Genomic DNA, 19,337 nt, shown 5'->3' with positions numbered 1-19,337 from the left:
TGCGTCTGGGCTTGGTCGGCAACATCGCGGGAGCAACCACATCGTCGGCGAAAGGACGCATTTGTCGAAGCAATCCGACTCATGCGACCAGCCCTCCAGACATCATGATCACAAGACAGCAGGATCACAAAAACTAATGCGTATAAGCGAGCTATCGGGACGGTTCAGACAAGGAAACTGGCTTGGTCAAGCCGCTGCAAAGATGTTGAGTGGGTGCGCAGGCTGCGTGTTGCTGCTCGGTGCAGGGACGGCAAGAGCGGGAACGGTGGTGACAAACCATTTGATCAGCACGGCCACGCAAGCGCAGACCAATGTCCCCGTCACCTTCGGCCAGATCTTCAAGGCCGGCGACATACCCCGGGGCGAGACGGTTACCGCCACCCTCAATGGCCAGCCGGTCGCCCTGCAGGTGGATGGCAAGGCCACCCATCCCGACGGCAGCTTGCGCCACGCAGTGCTGACAGCGATGGTTCCCTCGCTGTCAGGCAATGCCAATTTGCCCTTGACGCTGTCTACCGGACCGGCGCCAACGGCGACGGGACTTGATCAGCCCGTCAGCTTGTCGCAGGTGCTTGCGACAAGCTACGACACCAACGTGTCGCTCAACATCGGCGGTCGCAAATACACCGCAAATGCCCGCGCGCTGCTGCAGGCGGCCAACAACGCGAATGCGTGCAAGCCGTGGGGCACCCAATGCAACCAGTGGCTTTCCGGCCCCCAGGCCAGCGAATGGATCGTCAACGGCCCCGTGACGGCGGCGGATGGCACGACCAATCCGAACTTGAGAATCTACTTCGCAGTGCGAGCCTACGCGGACGGCTCGCGTGGCACCGTACGCCAGGTACAAACCGACGTCATCGTGGAAAACACCTCGGCCTACACGCCACAGGCGCAGCCGCAATACACCGCGACCCTGACTTCCGGAAACGAGGTTTACTCCACTCCGGCACTTACCCAGTACGCCTACACGCGTTGGCACAAGGTGTTGTGGTGGAACCACACCGAGCCGCAAGTCTACTTGCAGCAGAACACCGGGTATATCCAGGACAGCAAGGCGGTGTCGCGCTACATGCCGTTGAAGCCGGACGAGAAGTTTCTGGCCAGCTTGCGCCAGACCTGCGCGCCGCTGGATCACTGTGACCAGACCCAGAAGATGCACATGACCGGCGCACAGGCAGCGATCGGTCCGTTGCCGCGCTGGACCAGCGTGTACATCGTCGACCCGGATGTGCGGGCCTACAACTGGATGCTGGCCAACACGGATGCGCTCGGTGCCTATGGCATCCATTATCGAGACCAGGCGACCGGCTGGCCGCTCAGCATCCAGAAGCACCCCTACGTCACGACCGCGGCCTGGACCTATGCCAATGGCGTCGCAAAGCAAGCGATGACTGGATCTGCCGACAACCAAGCCAAGATTGCCGCCTATCGGCGCGACCTATTGCCGAACTGCACAAACAACGCCGTGGTCACGGGATGTACCGAGTCGTATTACGGAACCGGAAACCCGGCGCAATGGGACAACGCGCACCAGCCGGCGCAATCATACGTGCCATACATGGTAACGGGCTCGTACTACTACATGTCCGAACTGGCGTTTGCGGCCTCGATCAACGCGCTTACGCCGAATCCCGTTTACCGTGGTTACTCGCAAGGGCTGATTGACGACAGCTACAGCCAGGTGCGTGGCAAGGCCTGGGTACTGCGCCAAATGGCCGACGCGGCGTGGTTGTTGCCTGATGGCTACCCGCTCAAGGCCGAGTTCAATGCGAATGTCAATAACTCGCTCGCGGACTGGGGTCGGAAATACATCAACAATCCGAACGCCAATTCACTGGGACTGATGGATAGCGGCCACAGCTATAGCGTGAACGGTGGCACCCGGAACGCGATGGCGCCGTGGATGCACAACTTCTTCACCTGGTCGGCGGGCCACGCGGCGGAGCTGGGTTTTGCGGGAGCCGCGGAGCTGCGCGACTGGTTGGCGAAGTTCGAGATCGGCTTGATGACGGACTGGCAGGCCAATCCCACCCAGGGCTTTTGCTGGCTGGAGGCCTCCGCTTACACGCTTGTAGTTACCGAGCCCACGGGGAAGACCTACCTGCCTTCGTACAGCGCCATATACGCGGCGACGTTCCCGAGTCTGGTCGGACTGGCATGCAATTCGCCGGCCATGGTGACCGCCATGGGAGCGCTGGAAAAGCAATCGTGGCAAGCCGGCAAGATGCACGGGTATCCGCACTCGGCTACGGGCTATCCGGCCAATCTGCAGGTCGGCTTGGCTGCCGCGGCCGATAGTTCCGTGCCCAACGCGCACGCGGCGTGGAATCTTTTTGAGTCGCGCAGCGTGAAACCCAGCGGCACGACCGCCTACAACAACTACCCCAACTTCGCCGTCATCCCGCGGTCGGCCCCGGGCGGTAGCGTGGGTACGCCACCGCCAACCACGCCTCCGCCGACCGATCCCGCACCCCCTCCCACGGATACACCGCCACCCACGACGGGACAGTCTCTGTCGGCGTTGTTCAAGTTCGTCGTGAACGGGGCAACCGTCTCGATCACCGATCTGTCGGTAGGCGCAGTGAAAGAGCAGTGGCAGTGGGGTAATGGCGGAACGTCAAATACGGTCGGCAACCAGACCGTCACGTACCGTTATGCGGGCACTTATCCGATCCGGCTGATTGTATGGGGCGCGGACGGCAAAACGACGGATTACAGGAGCACGGTGACCACGACGGCAAACGCGGGCTCGGCACCTCCACCACCTCCACCACCTCCGCCAGCGGCAAGCGGAGTCGTCTCGGCATCGTTCAAGTTCGTTGTGAATGGCGCAACTGTCTCGATCACTGATCAATCGGTGGGTGCAGTGAAAGAGCAGTGGCAGTGGGGTAATGGCGGAACGTCAAATACGATCGGCAACCAAACCGTTACGTACCGCTATGCCGGTACTTATCCGATTCGGCTGATCGTATGGGGTGCGGACGGCAAGACGGTAGATTACAAAGCCACCGTGACGACGACCAAAAACAGCGGCGCACCGTGACCCTGGCGTAGCCGCCACCAGCAATGACGCCGTCAGTTCGCCGACTGGGCTTGCAATCGTGCCGCCAAAGGCGGCACGACCAACCCAGTCTCGCGACCAACCGTTCACAAGCGTCACGATGGCGCCGGCGCGTCGCCCGGTGACATGATGCCACTTGATGTCGACCGAGACCTGCGGCGCCGCAAGAGCGCGATCGAAACACCTGCGCCGGATGTTACTGGGCGCCTGCGTGTGCCTGATCATCTATGGCACGTTGTACCCGTTCACCGGCTGGCGTACACCGGGCAACTTCCACCGACTGTTCAGCGCCGCCGCGCTCGATCATGTGTCGGCCGCGGATGTATTGGCGAACGTCTTCCTGTATATGCCGCTCGGGTTTCTGTCCGCTCTGGGCCGGCGTTTGCGTACGATCCCGGTGATTCTGCTGGCGGCCCTGCTGCTCAGTCTCGGCGTGGAAATATTGCAAGCGTTTCTCCCGGAACGCGTAGCGTCGTGGCTGGACGTTGCAACGAACGTTTTCGGTGCCGGCGCTGGTGCCGTGCTTGCTACCGCCGCCGCAATGACGCACTGGCCGGATGGCGGGTGGGGCCGCAATCCGGCATTGCGACTGCCGGGTGATCGTGTCGCCTGGTTGGGTATGGCGGCACTGGCTGCGTGGGGGTGTGCGCAACTGATCCCGTTCGTACCTTCACTCGATGTAAGCGCCTTGAAGGCTGGGTTGCAACCGCTGTGGCACACGCTGCAGGGCGCGCGACCAGTCGACCTCTGGTGCGCTGCCGTCTATGCCGCAGCCACGGCTGTGCTGACGATAACCGGTGGCAGCGTGCTGCGTTTACGCAATCGGAGTGGCGCCGCAGCCGTCTGCTTGCTTGCGGTATTGCCTTTGAAAGTACTGGTCACCGGACGACAACTGTCGCCGGAGGCCCTCGCCGGCACCTGCGTGGGCGTGGCACTCGGCGTGGTGCTGTGGGCCAGTGGCCGACGACGTGCGCTGGTTGGTGGCGCACTGTTGATCCCTGTCTACATCGTGGCGGAAGGGTTGCATCCCGGCGCGCCCAACATCGTGCTTCACGCGTTCAACTGGATACCGCTGCACGCCCAACTGGCGGAACCCATCAACGGCCTGGCCAATCTCGCGGACGCAGTCTGGCCACCACTCGCGCTGGCCTGCCTCTGCCTCCGCCTGGAAATGCGATCCCTATGGTATTTGCTGCCGGCGGTCGTGCTGCTCTTGTTTGCAGTTGAATGGACACAGCTCTGGATACCTGGCCGCTATCCCGATATCACGGCAGTATTGACGGGCACGGCAGCCTGGGCCGCCGCTGCGGCTTATGCCGGAAAGCCACCACGTCGGGAGCAAGCCTGAATGACATCGGGCTTGTCGCGAATGCACGAGAAATGACCGAGCCCGCGACTTCGACGTCACTATGGGAATGGCTCGGAAACGCGCGTAGGCAGCGTCCCTTCATGAGCCGTCCGCGGATTTGCGACGTCGGCCAGCAGACACCCGATCACGATTTGTAGAATCAGGTATCGTCATTTCACTGCCGATCCGCCAAGTGTCGGATCCGCCGCAGGAGCACGCCACACGCACCCCCGCGACGCCACTGCGTGCGACCGCCACAGGCAGGCTCCGAGCGGTTCGGCAATCCAGGACAGGACGTTCAGAGGCGAAATCGAAAGGCATCTCCATCCAGGGGCCTCGACCTCCAAGCTCCTCTGAACCACCGCCACCCACGACCGCCCCCGCGCGAGCTTGCAAATGCGGCCATGAAAGCGCTCTACTGGCTGACGTCCGGCACGGGGCAAAAGTCTCCATGAATCAAGTCTTTGTGAAGGTCTTGTGTAGGTGCGCAGGCTGCGTGTTGCTGCTCGGTGCAGGGACGGCAAGAGCGGGAACGGTGGTGACAAACCACGTGATCAGCACGGCCACGCAAGCGCAGACCCATGTCCCCGTCACCTTCGGCCAGATCTTCAAGGCCGGCGACATACCCCGGGGCGAGACGGTTACCGCCACCCTCAATGGCCAGCCGGTCGCCCTGCAGGTGGATGGCAAGGCCACCCATCCCGACGGCAGCTTGCGCCACGCAGTGCTGACAGCGATGGTTCCCTCGCTGTCAGGCAATGCCAATTTGCCCTTGACGCTGTCTACCGGACCGGCGCCAACGGCGACGGGACTTGATCAGCCCGTCAGCTTGTCGCAGGTGCTTGCGACAAGCTACGACACCAACGTGTCGCTCAACATCGGCGGTCGCAAATACACCGCAAATGCCCGCGCGCTGCTGCAGGCGGCCAACAACGCGAATGCGTGCAAGCCGTGGGGCACCCAATGCAACCAGTGGCTTTCCGGCCCCCAGGCCAGCGAATGGATCGTCAACGGCCCCGTGACGGCGGCGGATGGCACGACCAATCCGAACTTGAGAATCTACTTCGCAGTGCGAGCCTACGCGGACGGCTCGCGTGGCACCGTACGCCAGGTACAAACCGACGTCATCGTGGAAAACACCTCGGCCTACACGCCACAGGCGCAGCCGCAATACACCGCGACCCTGACCTCAGGGAGCGCGGGTTACACCAGTCCGGCACTCACGCAGTACGCCTACACGCGTTGGCATCAGGTGCTGTGGTGGAACAAAGCTCAGCCGGAGGTTTATCTGCAACAGGACACCAGGTATATCCAGGACAGCAAGGCGGTATCGCGCTACATGCCGTTGAAGCCGGACGAGAAGTTCCTGGCCAGCTTGCGCCAGACCTGCGCGCCGCTGGATCACTGTGACCAGACCCAGAAGATGCACATGGCCGGCGCGCAGGCAGCGATCGGTCCGTTGCCACGCTGGACCAGCGTGTACATCGTCGACCCGGATGTGCGGGCCTACAACTGGATGCTGGCCAACACGGATGCGCTCGGTGCATATGACATTCATTACCGGGATGCGGCAACCGGCTGGCCGGTCAGTATTCGGGATCATCCCAATATCACCACTGCGGCCTGGGCCGCCGCGAACAGCATTGCGCACCAGGCAATGACCGGGCCTGCCGCCAACCAAGCGAGGACTGCTGCCTACCGGCGTGATCTACTCCCCAATTGCGTGAACAATGACGTGGTCAGGGGATGCAGGGCGGGCTGGTACGGAACGGGGAGCCCAACGCTGTGGGACAATGCACACCAACCCTCGCAAGCATACGTTCCGTACATGGTGACCGGCTCGTACTACTACATGTCCGAGCTGGCCTTCGCTGCCTCGCGCAACCAGCTTGCGCCGAATCCTGTCTACCGTGACTACGGGAAGGGCCTGATTGATGCAAGTTACAGCCAGGTACGCGGCAAGGCTTGGGTACTGCGCGAAATGGCTGACGCAGCGTGGCTGTTGCCCGATCACTACCCGCTAAAAGCCGAGTTCAACGCGAGCGTCAAGAACTCGCTGGAAGACTGGAATACCAAGTACATCAACAAGGCCGGCACCAACCCACTGCAGACGATGGAAAGTGGCGCCACCTATCCCGTGAAAGATGCCACTGGCAAGCCTACGGGCGAAAAAGGCATGGCGCCGTGGATGCACGACTTTTTCACCTGGTCAGCGGGACACGCGGCAGAACTGGGGTTTGCAGGGGCTGCGGAACTGCGGGACTGGTTATCCAGGATGAACATCGAAGTCATGACCGGTTGGCAATCGGACCCGACGCACGGGTTCTGTTGGCTGGAAGCGTCCGGCTACACATTTGTGGTGAAAGATGCCCACGGAAACTGGTTGCCGGACTATAAGGCAGTGTACGCAGCGACGTTTCCGAACCTTGTAGGGCTGGAGTGCAACTCGCCGGCCATGGTGGCGGCGATGGCGAAGCAGGAGAAGCAGCCATGGAAGGTGGGGCAGATGTCTGGCTATGCGCATTCGCCAACGGGATTTCCGGCCAACCTGCAAGTTGGTTTGGCGGCAGCGGCCGACAGTGGCCTGCCCAACGCGCATGAGGCGTGGAAGATTTTCGAGTCGCGCAGCGTGCGGCCAGAACCGCCACGGTACGGCTACAACAACTATCCCAACTTCGCGATCCTCCCACGCTCCACGCCACCCTGACACGCCGATGCCCTTCCTTGCCATGCGTCCGCTTGCCTGGTCCGGATCAGACTTGATACACAGTCTGTCCTGGTGCGGCGGTGGGCGCGCGGCATCAACCGCAGGTCTGGATCACAGTTGCTTGGCGCGCGCGAACGCGACATCCACATAAAGAAGTGGGCCACCTCTTGCCTGCTGGGTAAGTACGGGAAAATCAATCAAGCGAAAACCATTGTCTTTCATGAACGCCCCGATCTCGATCAAATCCGGCTCCCCTTCCTGCCGTTTCGTGATCGCGACCTCCATGAGAACGACATCGGTTTGTTCCAGAACCTTTACGGCGCCACGCAACACCTCGAGTTCGAAGCCCTCCGTATCGATTTTCACGAAAAACGGACCCGGCTGCGCACGATAGGTATCCAATGGGACGATCTGTAACTCGCCAGATTTTTCCGACGCTCCCCACCGTTGTTCAGTGTCTGCGTTCGGTGGCAAGAATGACGATCCTGTAGGGCTGCTCAACAAGCGATAAATCGGCAGACGTTGCTGCTTGCTGCCGCCCCCTACCAAATGATATTCGGCGTCAATGCGCCCACAGATCTCGCGCAGCGCTGGCTCAAACTGCGCTTGCGGTTCGATCAACACGAAATGGGCTTGTGGAAACGCCGCATAAAGCCAGGGCGTACCGTTTCCCACTCCTATATCAAACACGGTTTGCGGGCGCACTCCGGCTTCCACCATGCGACGGAGAAAGCTGGAGTATCCAGATGGGGGGGAGCCAACAACCTTCAGTTCATAGCCGAAGCGCGCGATGATGCGCTCCATGACCATGCGTGATATCCGCCTGATGCCCATCGGTCCACCTTTGACGTCTCGCACGATTCTCTTGCTCGGCACGTCTGGCGCTTGTGCGCCATGCCTGATGCGCTGACACGATGATGCGCTGGCGCGACTCTACCAGAACCTGGAAGCCTGACGGCGGGATGCTGAATTGCCTAGTGCGCCGTGGTACCGGCCACGACCAGATCCGCTTCGCACAGCTCAGCTCTCACCCGCAATGTCATGTAGCGCTGCGCGCGGGTGGCATTTCTGATTGAATGCACCGACTACAATCCGACACTCTCTCCGCAAAGGTCTGTCGATGGTCATCCGAGACATCTTCAACCGCGTGCGCCCCAAGGGGTTCTATCGCCCGGATATCGACGGCATGCGTGCGCTGGCGGTATTGGCGGTAGTTGCCTTCCACTATTCGCCAGCGAACTTTCCGGGTGGTTTCATCGGCGTCGACATCTTCTTCGTCATCAGTGGTTACCTGATTACAGGAATCCTGGTCAAGGCAATCGAGGAAAACGAGTTCTCGACCTTTCGTGGCCTGCTGCTGGACTTCTACCAACGCCGCATACGCCGAATCTTTCCTTCGCTCATCCTTGTGTTGATTGCATGCTTGGTCATTGGTTGGCTGGTGCTGTTTTCCTCGGAATACGAGCGCCTCGGGAAGTACGTTGCGGCAGGCGCCGGTTATGTGGAGAACTTTGTCTTATGGAATGAATCCGGCTACTTCGATCACGCATCGATCGACAAAACCCTGTTGCACCTGTGGAGTTTGTCGGTAGAGGAGCAGTTCTACATTGCGTGGCCATTGCTTTTATGGGCCATCACCCGCCGGCATTGGCCGCTGCTGAGGTCCATAGGCCTGATCGCGACAACGACCTTCGTGTTGAACATATCCCTCGTCTTCAGCGGCCACACCACCCATGCCTTCTATTCTCCCGTCTCCCGCACCTGGGAACTCATGGTGGGAGCGTGGCTCGCGGTTGGGCACCGGCACGGCCTGCCATGGTTGTCCAGATGGAGCTCTGCGCAATCCTGGGGAGGAGTTGCCCTCATCGCTGCAGGGCTTGCACTCATCCAACCCATCAGCGCGTTCCCGGGTTTCTGGGCATTACTCCCCGTGCTCGGGACCGCCTTGATCGTCAATGCGGGGCCGAACACGTTCTTGAACGGGCGCTTGCTGAGTTGGCGCCCGGCGGTGTGGGTGGGACTGATCAGCTATCCACTGTACCTGTGGCATTGGGCATTGCTCTCGTTGGCGGTCATCGTGTTTGGTGACAACAATCCGACGTTTCGGCACGCGTCACGACTCGTGCTGGTAGTGGTGTCGATCCTGCTGGCGTGGCTGAGTTACCGCTATTTCGAGAACCCGATCCGCCGGAGTCGGCGAGGATTTACAGGGCTCGGTCTCACCATTGCCGTTGCGACATTGGGTCTGGCGGGCTTGGCCGTTTACGGGGCGGCTGGCGTGCCAGATCGGCCAGCAAGCTTCGTTTCCGCCAAGGCCGAACAGTATGTCGAATCCATGCAACTGGGCACCCTTGCCAACTCCCGGGACTGTTTCAACCCCCAGACCAACATGACGTTTCTTCAGAAACAGGGCCGTGACGCGTATCTGCCGGACCAATGGTACTGCGAGATTGGCGACATACACTCCAAAACGGTGGTGCTGGCTTACGGCGACAGCCACGCCAGAGCCATGATCCCGACCTTGGACAAGTACGGCAAGGCCACCCATACGCGCATTGTTTTTTCATCCATGGGGAGTTGCCTGCCACTGACAGGCGTCATCGTGCGCACGGATTATCCGGATGCCTGTCGCGAATTGAGCAAGAAGGTCACCCAGTTCGCCAGCGAAGTACGGCCCAAAGCAGTCGTATTGATCGAAACCTGGACGAGCTATATCAGGGTGGGAAAGATTTACGTCCAACACTCCATCACAGGCGGGCAGGCGTTGCGCGCCGCGCTGAGCGAAACACTGAGCTTTTATCAGAAACTGGGAATTCCTGTCGTGCTCATGGAAGACAACCCGCATCAACGCACGTCGGTCCCCAAGGCGAGCATCCGATTTGCCAAAGATCCGTCTGACGAGCAATTGAATGCCGTCGCGGTGACGCGCCCTGGCTATGAGCAGCAGCAGGCGGACGCCAACTCGATACTGGAATCGGTCGCCTCGCAGTACCCGCTGGCATCGGTACTGGGAGTCGGCAACGCGCTGTGCCACGCAGACATATGCCCGTGGGCGACACAACATGAGTTTCTCTACTATGACTCGGGTCACCTGAGCAAAGCGGGAGCTCTGCAGGTCTATCCGGTGTTTGCCGCACACATGAATGCCGTGCTGGGGCGCGAGCCATGATGGAGAAAGCCAGATGGGACTTGCGAAGTGGACCGCATGTGAGGCCTCGCAAATCCGTCGTGGCCGGAACGCGAACCGGGATGCAACCTGCTGGTGCCCGCACAGGTCCGCGACAATCGCGTCGACCCAGCCATCGACAAATGGCTACTTACAGCCAGCTAAAATAACCTGCGCCACGCTACTTCGATGGACAGGGCGCGTCCCAAGGCTTGCTCGTCCGCCAATTGCGTGAGGTCGAGCAGTGAGTCCATGCACCACTCGCCCGGCAGAAGCGTGCGGTACCGTTGCCACACCGCGGGGGCGACCCGTACATTCTGCAGACTCCGGCGTGTGGCATTAATCAGCGGGCGCAGCACCACTGGACGCGCACAGGTTGCCCATTCGGCCAGTCGTGCCTTCCAACCCGGCCCAACATCAAAGCGAAAGCCATAGGCCGACGGCTGCGCAGCGATAGCCGGGTGCAGTGCGGCGATCAGGCGGCTTTGCAAGGCACCCGCATTTTTCCAGTGTAACGGCACCCGAAGAGCCATACGTACGGACTCCAGATTCACCAGTGGCGTCGCGTAGTACCCGTGGCGCACCGCGACACTGTTGTTGACGCCCATCCAGTAATGGCAGCGGAACAAGGGGTAAAGGAGCTCGACCTGCGTGCGCGTGAGGCGCTCGTCACCTGCCGCGGACATGCCTGCGATGTTCCTTATCGACGCGGCGAGACGTGTTTCGTACCTCTCCAAGCCGCCGGGTTCGCGAAACATGCCGCGGCTGAATCCGCGGTAGAAGGTTCTCACGATGTCATCAGCTGAAAATGCACTATCCGGCAGGTGGAAGAAGTTGCGAAAGATCTCACCACCGCCACCATTCAGCGCAATGCACCCGTCACCAGTTTGCTGCAACCGGGTGCGGCGGTCGGCGCCCGGATCATAGATGCCGTCGTTGGGCAATCCGTCGAAGAACAACGCGCTCTGCTCCAACGATCCAATGTCTGGCACCGGCAAACTTCGGTTCAACACCCGCTTGTCGATCGCATCCAGTGCGAGGCTGGTCGCACTAGCCACCGTCTTGGCTATCGCGACATCGACGGAATCGTCATTCCCATACACAAACAGCCGTGGCTCCACGCCAGCCGCAAGCAACCCCGCGACGATCAGCCGCGAATCGAACCCGCCCGACAAAGCGGTGTTGACCCGGGCCGGGAAGGCCAAAGCCACCTCGGTCGATACCGTACGCAGATGTTCGGTGATGGTTTCTACAGCCTCATCCGGCGAGACGAACCCGGGCGCGCGCGAAACGAATCCATCCGGAAAACGCTGCCACGTGGATCGACGCTTCAAGTCATGGGTCTGACCAAGGGGAACCAGGTCGACCCCACGCGCCACCGAATGACGGGAATGCGCCGCTCCCAACAGCACGTATTCAATCGCTGAAGCAGCGTCAACTTCGACCTGCTGCAGGTAGGCACAGGCAGCGAGCCAACTGGTACTGAAAAAGCAGCCATCTGCACTGGCGTGAATGCGTACGAACCCCAACGCATCATTCAGCAGCCAAGTGTGCTCACCTGTCTTGAGAAACAGCGCGAAGTTGCCGCGTAATGCGCTTTCTTCCAGGCGCCCGGTTATGCGGACTTCGTCGAGAAGTGTTGCCAATGCCCGCCGGCCAAAATGGCCCCGGAACCACAGTGGGCCGACGCAACAGGCTGTCCCCAATGGAGTTTGAACGATGCAATCCTCAACCTGCCTCTGGCCGGGGTAGCCCCACCCGGCAACGCTGCCACCATCCCACTCAATTCGCACGGCATGGGAAAAACCCTGGCGCTCCAACGAGCGCACAGCACGTGCCTCGCCGGAGACGTCACCATTGGCAAGGAAGACCGATAGCGCGTTCAGCACGGCGGCAGCGCATCCGTCCCGCGGCCGAATGGAAGTACATTCAGATCCATGGTGTCATCGGCAACAAGTCGTGGTTGCCGTTCCTTATCATCAAATCAATCATGCAATTGCCCCTCCAGACTCCGCTGTGTGCATTTGCAGCACGCAGCTCACCGTCGATCGCCCCACCAGAACATGACTGGGCATGATGACACCGAAGCGTCGGGAAGTATCCGAACATGACCGCGCCGACTCCTCCACATGCAGTGCTGCAGCCAATCCGTACACACCCCGTTTTCCTGATGGCAATCAGCGTTGGGCCGCTACCCTCCGGATGAAACCAATCCGCCGTCCAGGCGCCTGCAAACAGTGTCGCGCAGCGCACACCTGCGATCACTGCGCTCCGTTTTGGCGGTAACGAGCGATCTGGTCGTCAATAGCAAAACCGGATCATCCCTTGCAACAGCAGCGCGCGACGAGCTCGTCGACCACTCACTCGGCAATGCCGCGTAGCGCTGCGCCGAGCAAACGCGTATTCGATTGAAGTCTCATGCTTCGCAAACGCAGCGCAACCCGGTCATAGACCTTGCCCAGTGCTACAAATCGAATTTCACAAGTATCCGGGCGACGCGAGATTATCTCAGGAAACGTAGCGACAAGGTAAAAGCAATAGTCAAACTTCGGATAAAGCGCGTGCACCACACCCAATACTGATCGTGACAACCACTCTGGACAATGAGGTCTCACCGCCAGAACAGAAATATTATCGTAAATGCCGCGATCGAATACCAACACCTTGCGACTGACATGGCGGTTGTATAACAGCAAAACTGGCGTCAGTGCGACACTCCAATACCACTGGTATACGTGCAGATGACGTGCCCGGATACCCGATGCTTCCAGTACTTCAACCAGGGCTCGCGCGAGAGTGGTCTTCCCACTCCCATCAATGCCCGACACGTAGATGGCAACCCCGCGCTTGCACAAGCGTGACCGCAAAACCTCGATTGCTCTCAGCACGAGCGCTGAATCGGGCATCTCATATAAGACGCCGTCAACCATTTCCCTCGCTCTTTTCCATCAGCAGCACGCGGTTGCCGTTGAATCCCGGTTGACTGAACACGGACCGGACAATTTTCAATCCGGCATAGCCGAGCTCTTGGTCAACTTCGGACTGGGTGGACGTGTACCGCGTCGTATATCGCCCGAGCGCCAGCCGCAATTTTCTCACCGCCCCGTAATAAGCCGACGTGTACATCACGTTCGCGAGCACGAATCGTCGTGAAACCCGCGCCATCTCGCGCAGGGCCTCGGCCCGCTGCTCACTGGTGAGATGCTGAAACAGCCTGAACGCGCTGACACAATCGAAGGCTTCACTCCTCTGATCCGTTTGGTAGATATCCAGATGCAAAAACGCCACTTGGGCAAATCCAGCCGACGCCAATCTCCTTTTTGCGACGCCAAGCATCTCTTCAGAAATGTCCCCACAAGTAAGCTGGTAGCCGCGGGACGCGAGAAACTCGGACATCCGCCCGGTACCGCAGGCCAGATCCAGCAGCGTATTGATGGGCGAGATTCTCTGCGCGGCATCCAGGCATGAGGCGACAGCATGTTTCTCCATCCTGTCGTAGAGGCGGCCACCAAGGCTGGTAAACCTTCGCTCGTCATAATGCTCGGCGACGGTTTTTGATTTCCAGTCGGTGTTGTGGTCAAAGGGTTGCGACGAAGCACCAATATCCTTGCTCATGGTTCATTCTCAATCCACGCAGGGGAACATCGAGACAAGTGATCGACAGGTTGCCGTCCAGGCAAGCTACAGCCGTATTGCATGATTCTTCCGGTTTTTCGCCGGACTTCCCAACACTCCTTGCGGCATTCAGCGTATTCATCCCGACGAGCACGTAATCGTGCGGCCGCGAGGGCGGTCCACAGCATACCCGGGCGGTGTTTCCGCACTGACTCATGATCATCTGGCCCGGCGCAACATGGTCACAGATTCTCCTGACAGCGTATCCCGGGCATGGGCTGCGCGCGCCATGTTCGCGGGTCATGCCGCTCACACAAGTTGCCCGGTGAGTTTTCGCACCAGTGGCCACACCTTCCAGCGCGCGTAGCTCGCAGCCAGGCGGCCGCGCTTGCGATAGCCGCCCAGTTGGCACAGCGCGAAATACAACTGCACCCAACGCAGGACGCGGATGTCATCCAACTGCCCGTACCCCGCAAGGAACTCTTTCTCGGCTTGCTGGTAATGGCGATTCGCAGTCGAACCAAGGTGGTGCCCGGCAAGCCAAAGATGATTCAGGAAAGGCGCCAAGTCATATACGGCCGGGCCCGTAGTCCGCCACTGCACATCCAGCCCTACATATCGTCTCCCGTCGCAAAGCATGTTCTCAGGCTTGAAATCACCATGCAGCCGGACAGCGCGGAAGACAGGTGTGCCGATCCGCGTGCCCTCTTGCACAAGACACTGGTACGCGGCCCATATTTTTGAGTTTCCACGCAGGACGGGACCGTAACTGCTTGTCAGATAGCTGAGCTTGTCCGCCATATCGAGCCCTTTTCGCCGAACCTCGCTGGCGCCACTTTCATGCAATGTACGTAGCCAATTTCCTGCTTCACGGCAGGCTTCTGCAACACCGTTCGTGTCCAGCTCCCGCATGTGGCGGATGAGATCCTTGCCGTGGAATAGGCGGGTGATCACCGTGCCGAACCCAACGGACTCAAGATAGCCCAGTGGCTCCAGTGTTGCGTAGCGCTGGTTCGCCGGGAACAAAAGCTGCAACGCGCGCAAAGTCTCGTACTCGCGGCGAGAGTGCGTCCTGGCGTCGCCATCTCCGCCACCCGGCTCGTCCCCCAGGCTCACCTTGGCCACAATTTGATCGCCACACCGAGCGCACTGCAAACGATGAACGATGGAGTTTTGCCGTAGGGCAGGCCGTGCGATCTGCAACCAGTCACTCGCGGCATGACAGCGCGTGCATTGGAACTGATCACCCAGCGTCCGCGTGATGTCCGTCGTGCGCACGGTCTATGCCCGCAATGGACAATAGCGGGCGCGCAGGCGGGACAGTACGCTCTGGAGTTCGCCGTGCAAGGGATGCCGGGTGGCCACGATAGCCACTATCCAGCCAGCGACGCCACCCACGAAAGCCAACACGAATGAGGCAACCATGTGCTGCATCACGAGACCGGGCCAGAAGACGATCATGGCTGGAACGATGCAAGTGGCAAGCGTGACCACGGCACTGGGAGCGAGAGCCCTCGCGCAGTTACCGATCGCCAACGCACCGTAGACACGCAACTGTCGGTAGTAGATCACCGTCGCGAAGACATAGACCAGAACTTGCGACGCCGCAACCGCTTCGAGACTGTAAAAAGCCGCGGCGATCGTGATGCCGATTCGGGCACACTGATACGCGACTTCCACGCGCGTGGCGGTTCCGACCCGACCAACCGCCACCAGGAAACGGTTGCACTGGTACATCAATGTTCCGATCAGGGCAGCGGCGCACAACCAACGCATGAGCGGGACCGCTGCATCCCACTGATCGCCGAACAGGATGCGGATGACCGGGTAGGCGAGAAGAATCCCGCACGAAAAAAAGGGCCACCCGATGCCAGTCGTGTAGACCAACGCCTTGAGAAGCAACTCGGGGGCCTTTGCATGCTCCCGGTGCTCCCTTGCGAAAGCTGGAAAAGCAACTGACTCGATGGCACCAACGATATTCTCCCGGTACATGCTGACCACGCCGTAGCCACGCGAAAACAGTCCGGCGCTTGTCATTCCAAGCATCTTGCCGATCACGAGGCTGGCGGATTGATCCCCCAACTGGGATGCCACGTCGGAGACGGTTCGTCTGGAACCGAAATGCATCACGCGTCGCCAGTGGACGAAGCTTATGCCTCTTGCACGATAACGCCAACCCCACAATGTAAAGCCGGCAATCGTGAAAATCATTCCGGCCACGGCACCCCACGCCAGGCTCATGTAGCTGAAACCGGCATAGGCCAAGGCAACCTTGGTACAACATCGTGTGATCGACCCCACCGTGTGGATCTTGGCGAGTTTTCCGAACTCCAGCTCGCGCGACAACAGCGCCTGGGTCGTGGTGCCGAACGGCAACAGGAAAAACATGATGCTCATGACCCTTAGCACCTGGCCGACGCCCGGGTCCGCGTAAAAGGTCGCAATGACGTTACTGGCGCTAAGCAGCATGCCGCCCAGACACCATGCAATAACAAGGTTCATCGTAAACACGGTGTGAATCAGCGCCTTGTCCAGATGGGGCTCTTGAACCAGGAACTCGCTTACCCCGAAGTCCCGCAGCATGTTGACCAGCGCGAGCAACCCGGCAGCTACCGAAAACACACCGATCTCGGGAGGCGTAAGCAGCCGGCTGAGGGCTATCGTCGAGCCAAAGCTGAAAACGAGCGTCACGATCCGCTGGACGAACGACAGTGTCAGGGCGCGCCGCGTGCTGTTCTCCGGTTTCTTGTCGTTGCTCACTCCCATCGCACGTGTCCTCGTTTGTCGCAACACCTGCCGGAAGCTCTCCAGTTCACCACCCCGCTGCTCTTCGCGGATGCCGGGAACCGCTGGCCACCCCTTCGAGCTGGTGTATCAACCATGCGCCTTCTCCAGCAAACGAGCCAGCGAACGTGCCCCTTCTTTCCGTGAGTACCCGGACACTGCAGCCGATCCGGCGACGGGAGCACGACCGTCACGCAACGCATTTACAAACGCGACTAGGCGAGCCTCGATCGTATCGATGCTCTCCGGCAGCGCAACCATCGCGCCACCGGTATCCCGCAACACCGATGCCGTGTCTCCCCCGGGCCCGACCAGCGCGAAAATCGGCCTCCCGATGCGCAGGTACTCGTATACCTTGGCGGGTATCTGCCGATCGAATTTGCTGCCCTGGAACAGCAACAATCCGTCCGCGGCCGCCTGCTCGACAAGCGCTTCGCGGTTGCCGACGGGCGCCGCCAGGGTCACGATGTCGGCAATTCCGAGACGGTCGATTTCCTGCTGATAGCGCGCCTCCCAGCCACTCGCACGCAATACCACCCGAAGCTGCGTCGCCACCGCGAACCCGGCAGCCTTGAGCCTGGCGAGTGCATTGAAAAAGGGCGAGGGATCACGACCTTCGGGATACAGCAAGCCACTGTGCACCAGCATCAACGGCCGCCCATTTTGTGGTGGTGGTGCACTCGGAAGATCAACGAACGCCGCCTCATCATAGCCATTGCCGATGACTGACAAGCGCCTGCTGCGACCGGCTCCGGGATAACGCTCGGCATAATCCTGCAGCGCACTTGGGGTGGTAAATACGGCCTGTGTAGCGCTGTGCAGCACCCTGCGCTCCCAGCGATGCTGCGAAGCAACCGAAAAATGGTTTTCCGCTTCGACCGAACTGCTCACCGGATCCCTGAAATCCGCGATCCACGGCAACTTGGTGATACCGCTCAAAGTCCGGGCGATGCAATGCGCGGACATGATGGGATACGTCGACCAGATCGCACACACCTGATGACGATGGATCAGGCGCAGTCCCTGCACGACTGCCGCCGGCCACCAGGAAATCCAGCGATCAGGCTGCGCCAGAAAACCGGGGTATTTCCCTTTGATGCCCAAATGACGCCGGGCGTCGAACGCCAGCGCGCGGTGTGTCACGCACCCTTGCGGGATGGCATCAGGAGCGATCGGCGCGGTACGCGGGTAGGCCAGCGCCCGTGCCGACAACACAACGGGATCCCAGCCAAACTCTGGAAGATGACGCGCGAAACCGAGCGTGCGCAGGTGTCCGCTACCCATCGCAGCGGGCGGAAAATGGAAAGCTATCATCAAGACTTTCCTGTTCACATCCTCACTCCGCAAGCGCACTGTGCACCGGTGGTGATCGCACGGCCACACCGAGGCCGTGGCTTCGTTCGCCCGTCAGTTGTGCCCCACCCTCCTGCGCGTGCAGCCCCAGCAGTGCGCACACGGCAATCAACTGGTAGCTCAGGTCAAAATAAGTCATCGGCAGGAAGGCCCCGGCCGCCATAAACGCTATCAAGGCCACCTGCAACATGGATGCAAGATCGTACGCCCATTTTTGATCTGGCAGGTCCCGCGCATTCTTCCGAACGCGGCTACAACTTCGCCAGCTGGCGAACATGAGCGCGAGGAAAAGAATCAGCCCGGGGAAACCCTGCTCACCCAATACGCGAAAATAGATGCTGTGTACGGCACGTGGCTCGGCGCCGTCAGGCGCAAAAGCATCCCACAGGGGTGTACTTAGATAATCGTCGAACCCTCCACCCACCAACGGGTGGTGAATGGCGACGTTCGCGGCAAATTTCCAAGATTGTATCCGTGACTCGCCTGAAGAAGTCTCCTTGGCCTGATGCAGTGTGTCCATGCGCGCCGCCCATTCGGGCGGCATGAAATGATAGGCGGCTAAACCCACCGCAACCGCAACCAGAACAACAGCAAGCCGACGGCGGCTCTTCAAGAACAACGCGCCGGCGACGATGGCCAGACCTATCAGGCCGCCCCGCGAATACGTGCCCAATACCGCTATGCCGGTAAACAACATGGCAATACCCATCCCAATGCGTACGACTCGCAGAGGCGAATGCAGTTGCAGATAGCGCATGAGCGGGAGCGTCATGCATAGCGCGAGTGCCAAGGCATTATTGTCGGCAATGAAACTATTGGGAGGTCCCAGCACATTGCTTCTACCACCGTGCATAACCGTGAACAGCCCCCCCTTGAGGCCATAAAACCCCAGTGAAACGACAATGATCCATATAAGCCAGTGAATACGCTCCCTGTTGTTTACCATCATCAAGGTGACAAATACCATGATCAAAACCTTGGCAAACTCCTGCCACTTGCTCCAAGCCGAATCTGGCACAGCCGCATAGAAAGTGGTAACTCCGGTCCACATCAGTAACAGGAACAGAAGCACGCTGATCGTAGACTTGGGAATCTTTTTGCTTTCCTTGCTGAACGCCAAGCCGACCAGCGTGACGATGGCAATCAGTTGCACCCAGGGGAAACTGACGGCGAAGCCGAAACACAGCCGATTGGGGTTCATGTAGCCGAGCCAGGACCACGCCAGCAGGCCCCAGTACGGCCGCTTCAGAATGAAGGGAAGCATTCCGAAGATAAGCAACGCAAGGGCGATATCGCGCATGGT

12 protein-coding genes are annotated in these 19,337 nt (G+C 60.0%); 4 read left to right on the top strand and 8 right to left on the bottom strand.

Features of this window, described 5'->3' with window-relative positions:
• Nucleotides 1-226 precede the first annotated feature (226 nt).
• The 3 genes from R5H19_RS17550 (at nucleotide 227) to R5H19_RS17540 (ending at nucleotide 7,116) form a co-directional block, all read left to right on the top strand.
• Nucleotides 227-3,043 carry a hypothetical protein gene (locus R5H19_RS17550; RefSeq protein WP_318160354.1) on the top strand — a complete coding sequence of 939 codons (2,817 nt, stop codon included), beginning with the start codon at nucleotides 227-229 and terminating at the stop codon, nucleotides 3,041-3,043.
• A 157-nt stretch (nucleotides 3,044-3,200) separates the two neighbouring features.
• Nucleotides 3,201-4,409: a VanZ family protein gene (locus tag R5H19_RS17545; RefSeq protein ID WP_318160353.1), complete on the top strand. Its 1,209-nt coding sequence runs from the start codon at nucleotides 3,201-3,203 to the stop codon at nucleotides 4,407-4,409.
• 451 nt (nucleotides 4,410-4,860) lie between these two features.
• Nucleotides 4,861-7,116 carry a hypothetical protein gene (locus R5H19_RS17540; RefSeq protein WP_318160352.1) on the top strand — a complete coding sequence of 752 codons (2,256 nt, stop codon included), beginning with the start codon at nucleotides 4,861-4,863 and terminating at the stop codon, nucleotides 7,114-7,116.
• A 111-nt stretch (nucleotides 7,117-7,227) separates the two neighbouring features.
• Here the strand turns inward: R5H19_RS17540 and R5H19_RS17535 are convergent, their stop codons facing one another.
• Nucleotides 7,228-7,920: an FkbM family methyltransferase gene (locus R5H19_RS17535; protein ID WP_318160351.1), complete on the bottom strand. Its 693-nt coding sequence runs from the start codon at nucleotides 7,918-7,920 to the stop codon at nucleotides 7,228-7,230.
• Between the two features lie 316 nt (nucleotides 7,921-8,236).
• On the opposite strand from R5H19_RS17535, the gene R5H19_RS17530 reads away from it, so the two are divergent.
• The gene (locus R5H19_RS17530; RefSeq protein WP_318160350.1) at nucleotides 8,237-10,285 is read left to right on the top strand and encodes an acyltransferase family protein; all 2,049 of its coding nucleotides are present in this window, start codon (nucleotides 8,237-8,239) and stop codon (nucleotides 10,283-10,285) included.
• A gap of 158 nt (nucleotides 10,286-10,443) precedes the next feature.
• On the opposite strand, the gene R5H19_RS17525 is transcribed toward R5H19_RS17530, so the two are convergent.
• The 7 genes from R5H19_RS17525 to R5H19_RS17495 all read right to left on the bottom strand — a co-directional run bounded on the left by R5H19_RS17525 (nucleotide 10,444) and on the right by R5H19_RS17495 (nucleotide 19,334).
• On the bottom strand, nucleotides 10,444-12,171 hold the full coding sequence (locus R5H19_RS17525; RefSeq protein WP_318160349.1) for an asparagine synthase: 1,728 nt from the start codon (nucleotides 12,169-12,171) through the stop codon (nucleotides 10,444-10,446).
• 471 nt (nucleotides 12,172-12,642) lie between these two features.
• Nucleotides 12,643-13,212: a hypothetical protein gene (locus tag R5H19_RS17520; protein ID WP_318160348.1), complete on the bottom strand. Its 570-nt coding sequence runs from the start codon at nucleotides 13,210-13,212 to the stop codon at nucleotides 12,643-12,645.
• On the bottom strand, nucleotides 13,205-13,897 hold the full coding sequence (locus R5H19_RS17515) for a class I SAM-dependent methyltransferase (RefSeq protein WP_318160347.1): 693 nt from the start codon (nucleotides 13,895-13,897) through the stop codon (nucleotides 13,205-13,207). Before R5H19_RS17515 ends, R5H19_RS17520 begins: the two co-directional genes overlap by 8 nt.
• Nucleotides 13,898-14,206: 309 nt before the next feature.
• Entirely contained in the window at nucleotides 14,207-15,175 is a 969-nt protein-coding gene (locus R5H19_RS17510; protein WP_318160346.1) for a phosphotransferase, read from the bottom strand.
• Between the two features lie 3 nt (nucleotides 15,176-15,178).
• Nucleotides 15,179-16,657: a lipopolysaccharide biosynthesis protein gene (locus R5H19_RS17505; RefSeq protein ID WP_318160345.1), complete on the bottom strand. Its 1,479-nt coding sequence runs from the start codon at nucleotides 16,655-16,657 to the stop codon at nucleotides 15,179-15,181.
• A 114-nt stretch (nucleotides 16,658-16,771) separates the two neighbouring features.
• Nucleotides 16,772-17,995 carry a hypothetical protein gene (locus tag R5H19_RS17500; protein ID WP_318160344.1) on the bottom strand — a complete coding sequence of 408 codons (1,224 nt, stop codon included), beginning with the start codon at nucleotides 17,993-17,995 and terminating at the stop codon, nucleotides 16,772-16,774.
• Between the two features lie 22 nt (nucleotides 17,996-18,017).
• Entirely contained in the window at nucleotides 18,018-19,334 is a 1,317-nt protein-coding gene (locus tag R5H19_RS17495) for a putative O-glycosylation ligase, exosortase A system-associated (protein WP_318160343.1), read from the bottom strand.
• Between the last annotated feature and the right edge of the window lie 3 nt (nucleotides 19,335-19,337).

The organism is Rhodanobacter sp. KK11, from assembly GCF_033345435.1.
Classification (GTDB): Bacteria; Pseudomonadota; Gammaproteobacteria; order Xanthomonadales; family Rhodanobacteraceae; genus Rhodanobacter.
This window is presented reverse-complemented; position numbering and strand designations above follow the sequence as displayed.

Excerpts from the sequence above, each read along its gene's own strand:
- R5H19_RS17530 (WP_318160350.1), top strand. The coding sequence starts at position 8,237 with ATGGTCATCCGAGACATCTTCAACCGCGTGCGCCCCAAGGGGTTCTAT.
- R5H19_RS17495 (WP_318160343.1), bottom strand. The coding sequence starts at position 19,334 with ATGCGCGATATCGCCCTTGCGTTGCTTATCTTCGGAATGCTTCCCTTC.
- R5H19_RS17520 (WP_318160348.1), bottom strand. The coding sequence starts at position 13,212 with ATGGTTGACGGCGTCTTATATGAGATGCCCGATTCAGCGCTCGTGCTG.
- R5H19_RS17535 (WP_318160351.1), bottom strand. The coding sequence starts at position 7,920 with ATGGAGCGCATCATCGCGCGCTTCGGCTATGAACTGAAGGTTGTTGGC.
- R5H19_RS17500 (WP_318160344.1), bottom strand. The coding sequence starts at position 17,995 with ATGATAGCTTTCCATTTTCCGCCCGCTGCGATGGGTAGCGGACACCTG.
- R5H19_RS17545 (WP_318160353.1), top strand. The coding sequence starts at position 3,201 with ATGTCGACCGAGACCTGCGGCGCCGCAAGAGCGCGATCGAAACACCTG.
- R5H19_RS17540 (WP_318160352.1), top strand. The coding sequence starts at position 4,861 with ATGAATCAAGTCTTTGTGAAGGTCTTGTGTAGGTGCGCAGGCTGCGTG.
- R5H19_RS17515 (WP_318160347.1), bottom strand. The coding sequence starts at position 13,897 with ATGAGCAAGGATATTGGTGCTTCGTCGCAACCCTTTGACCACAACACC.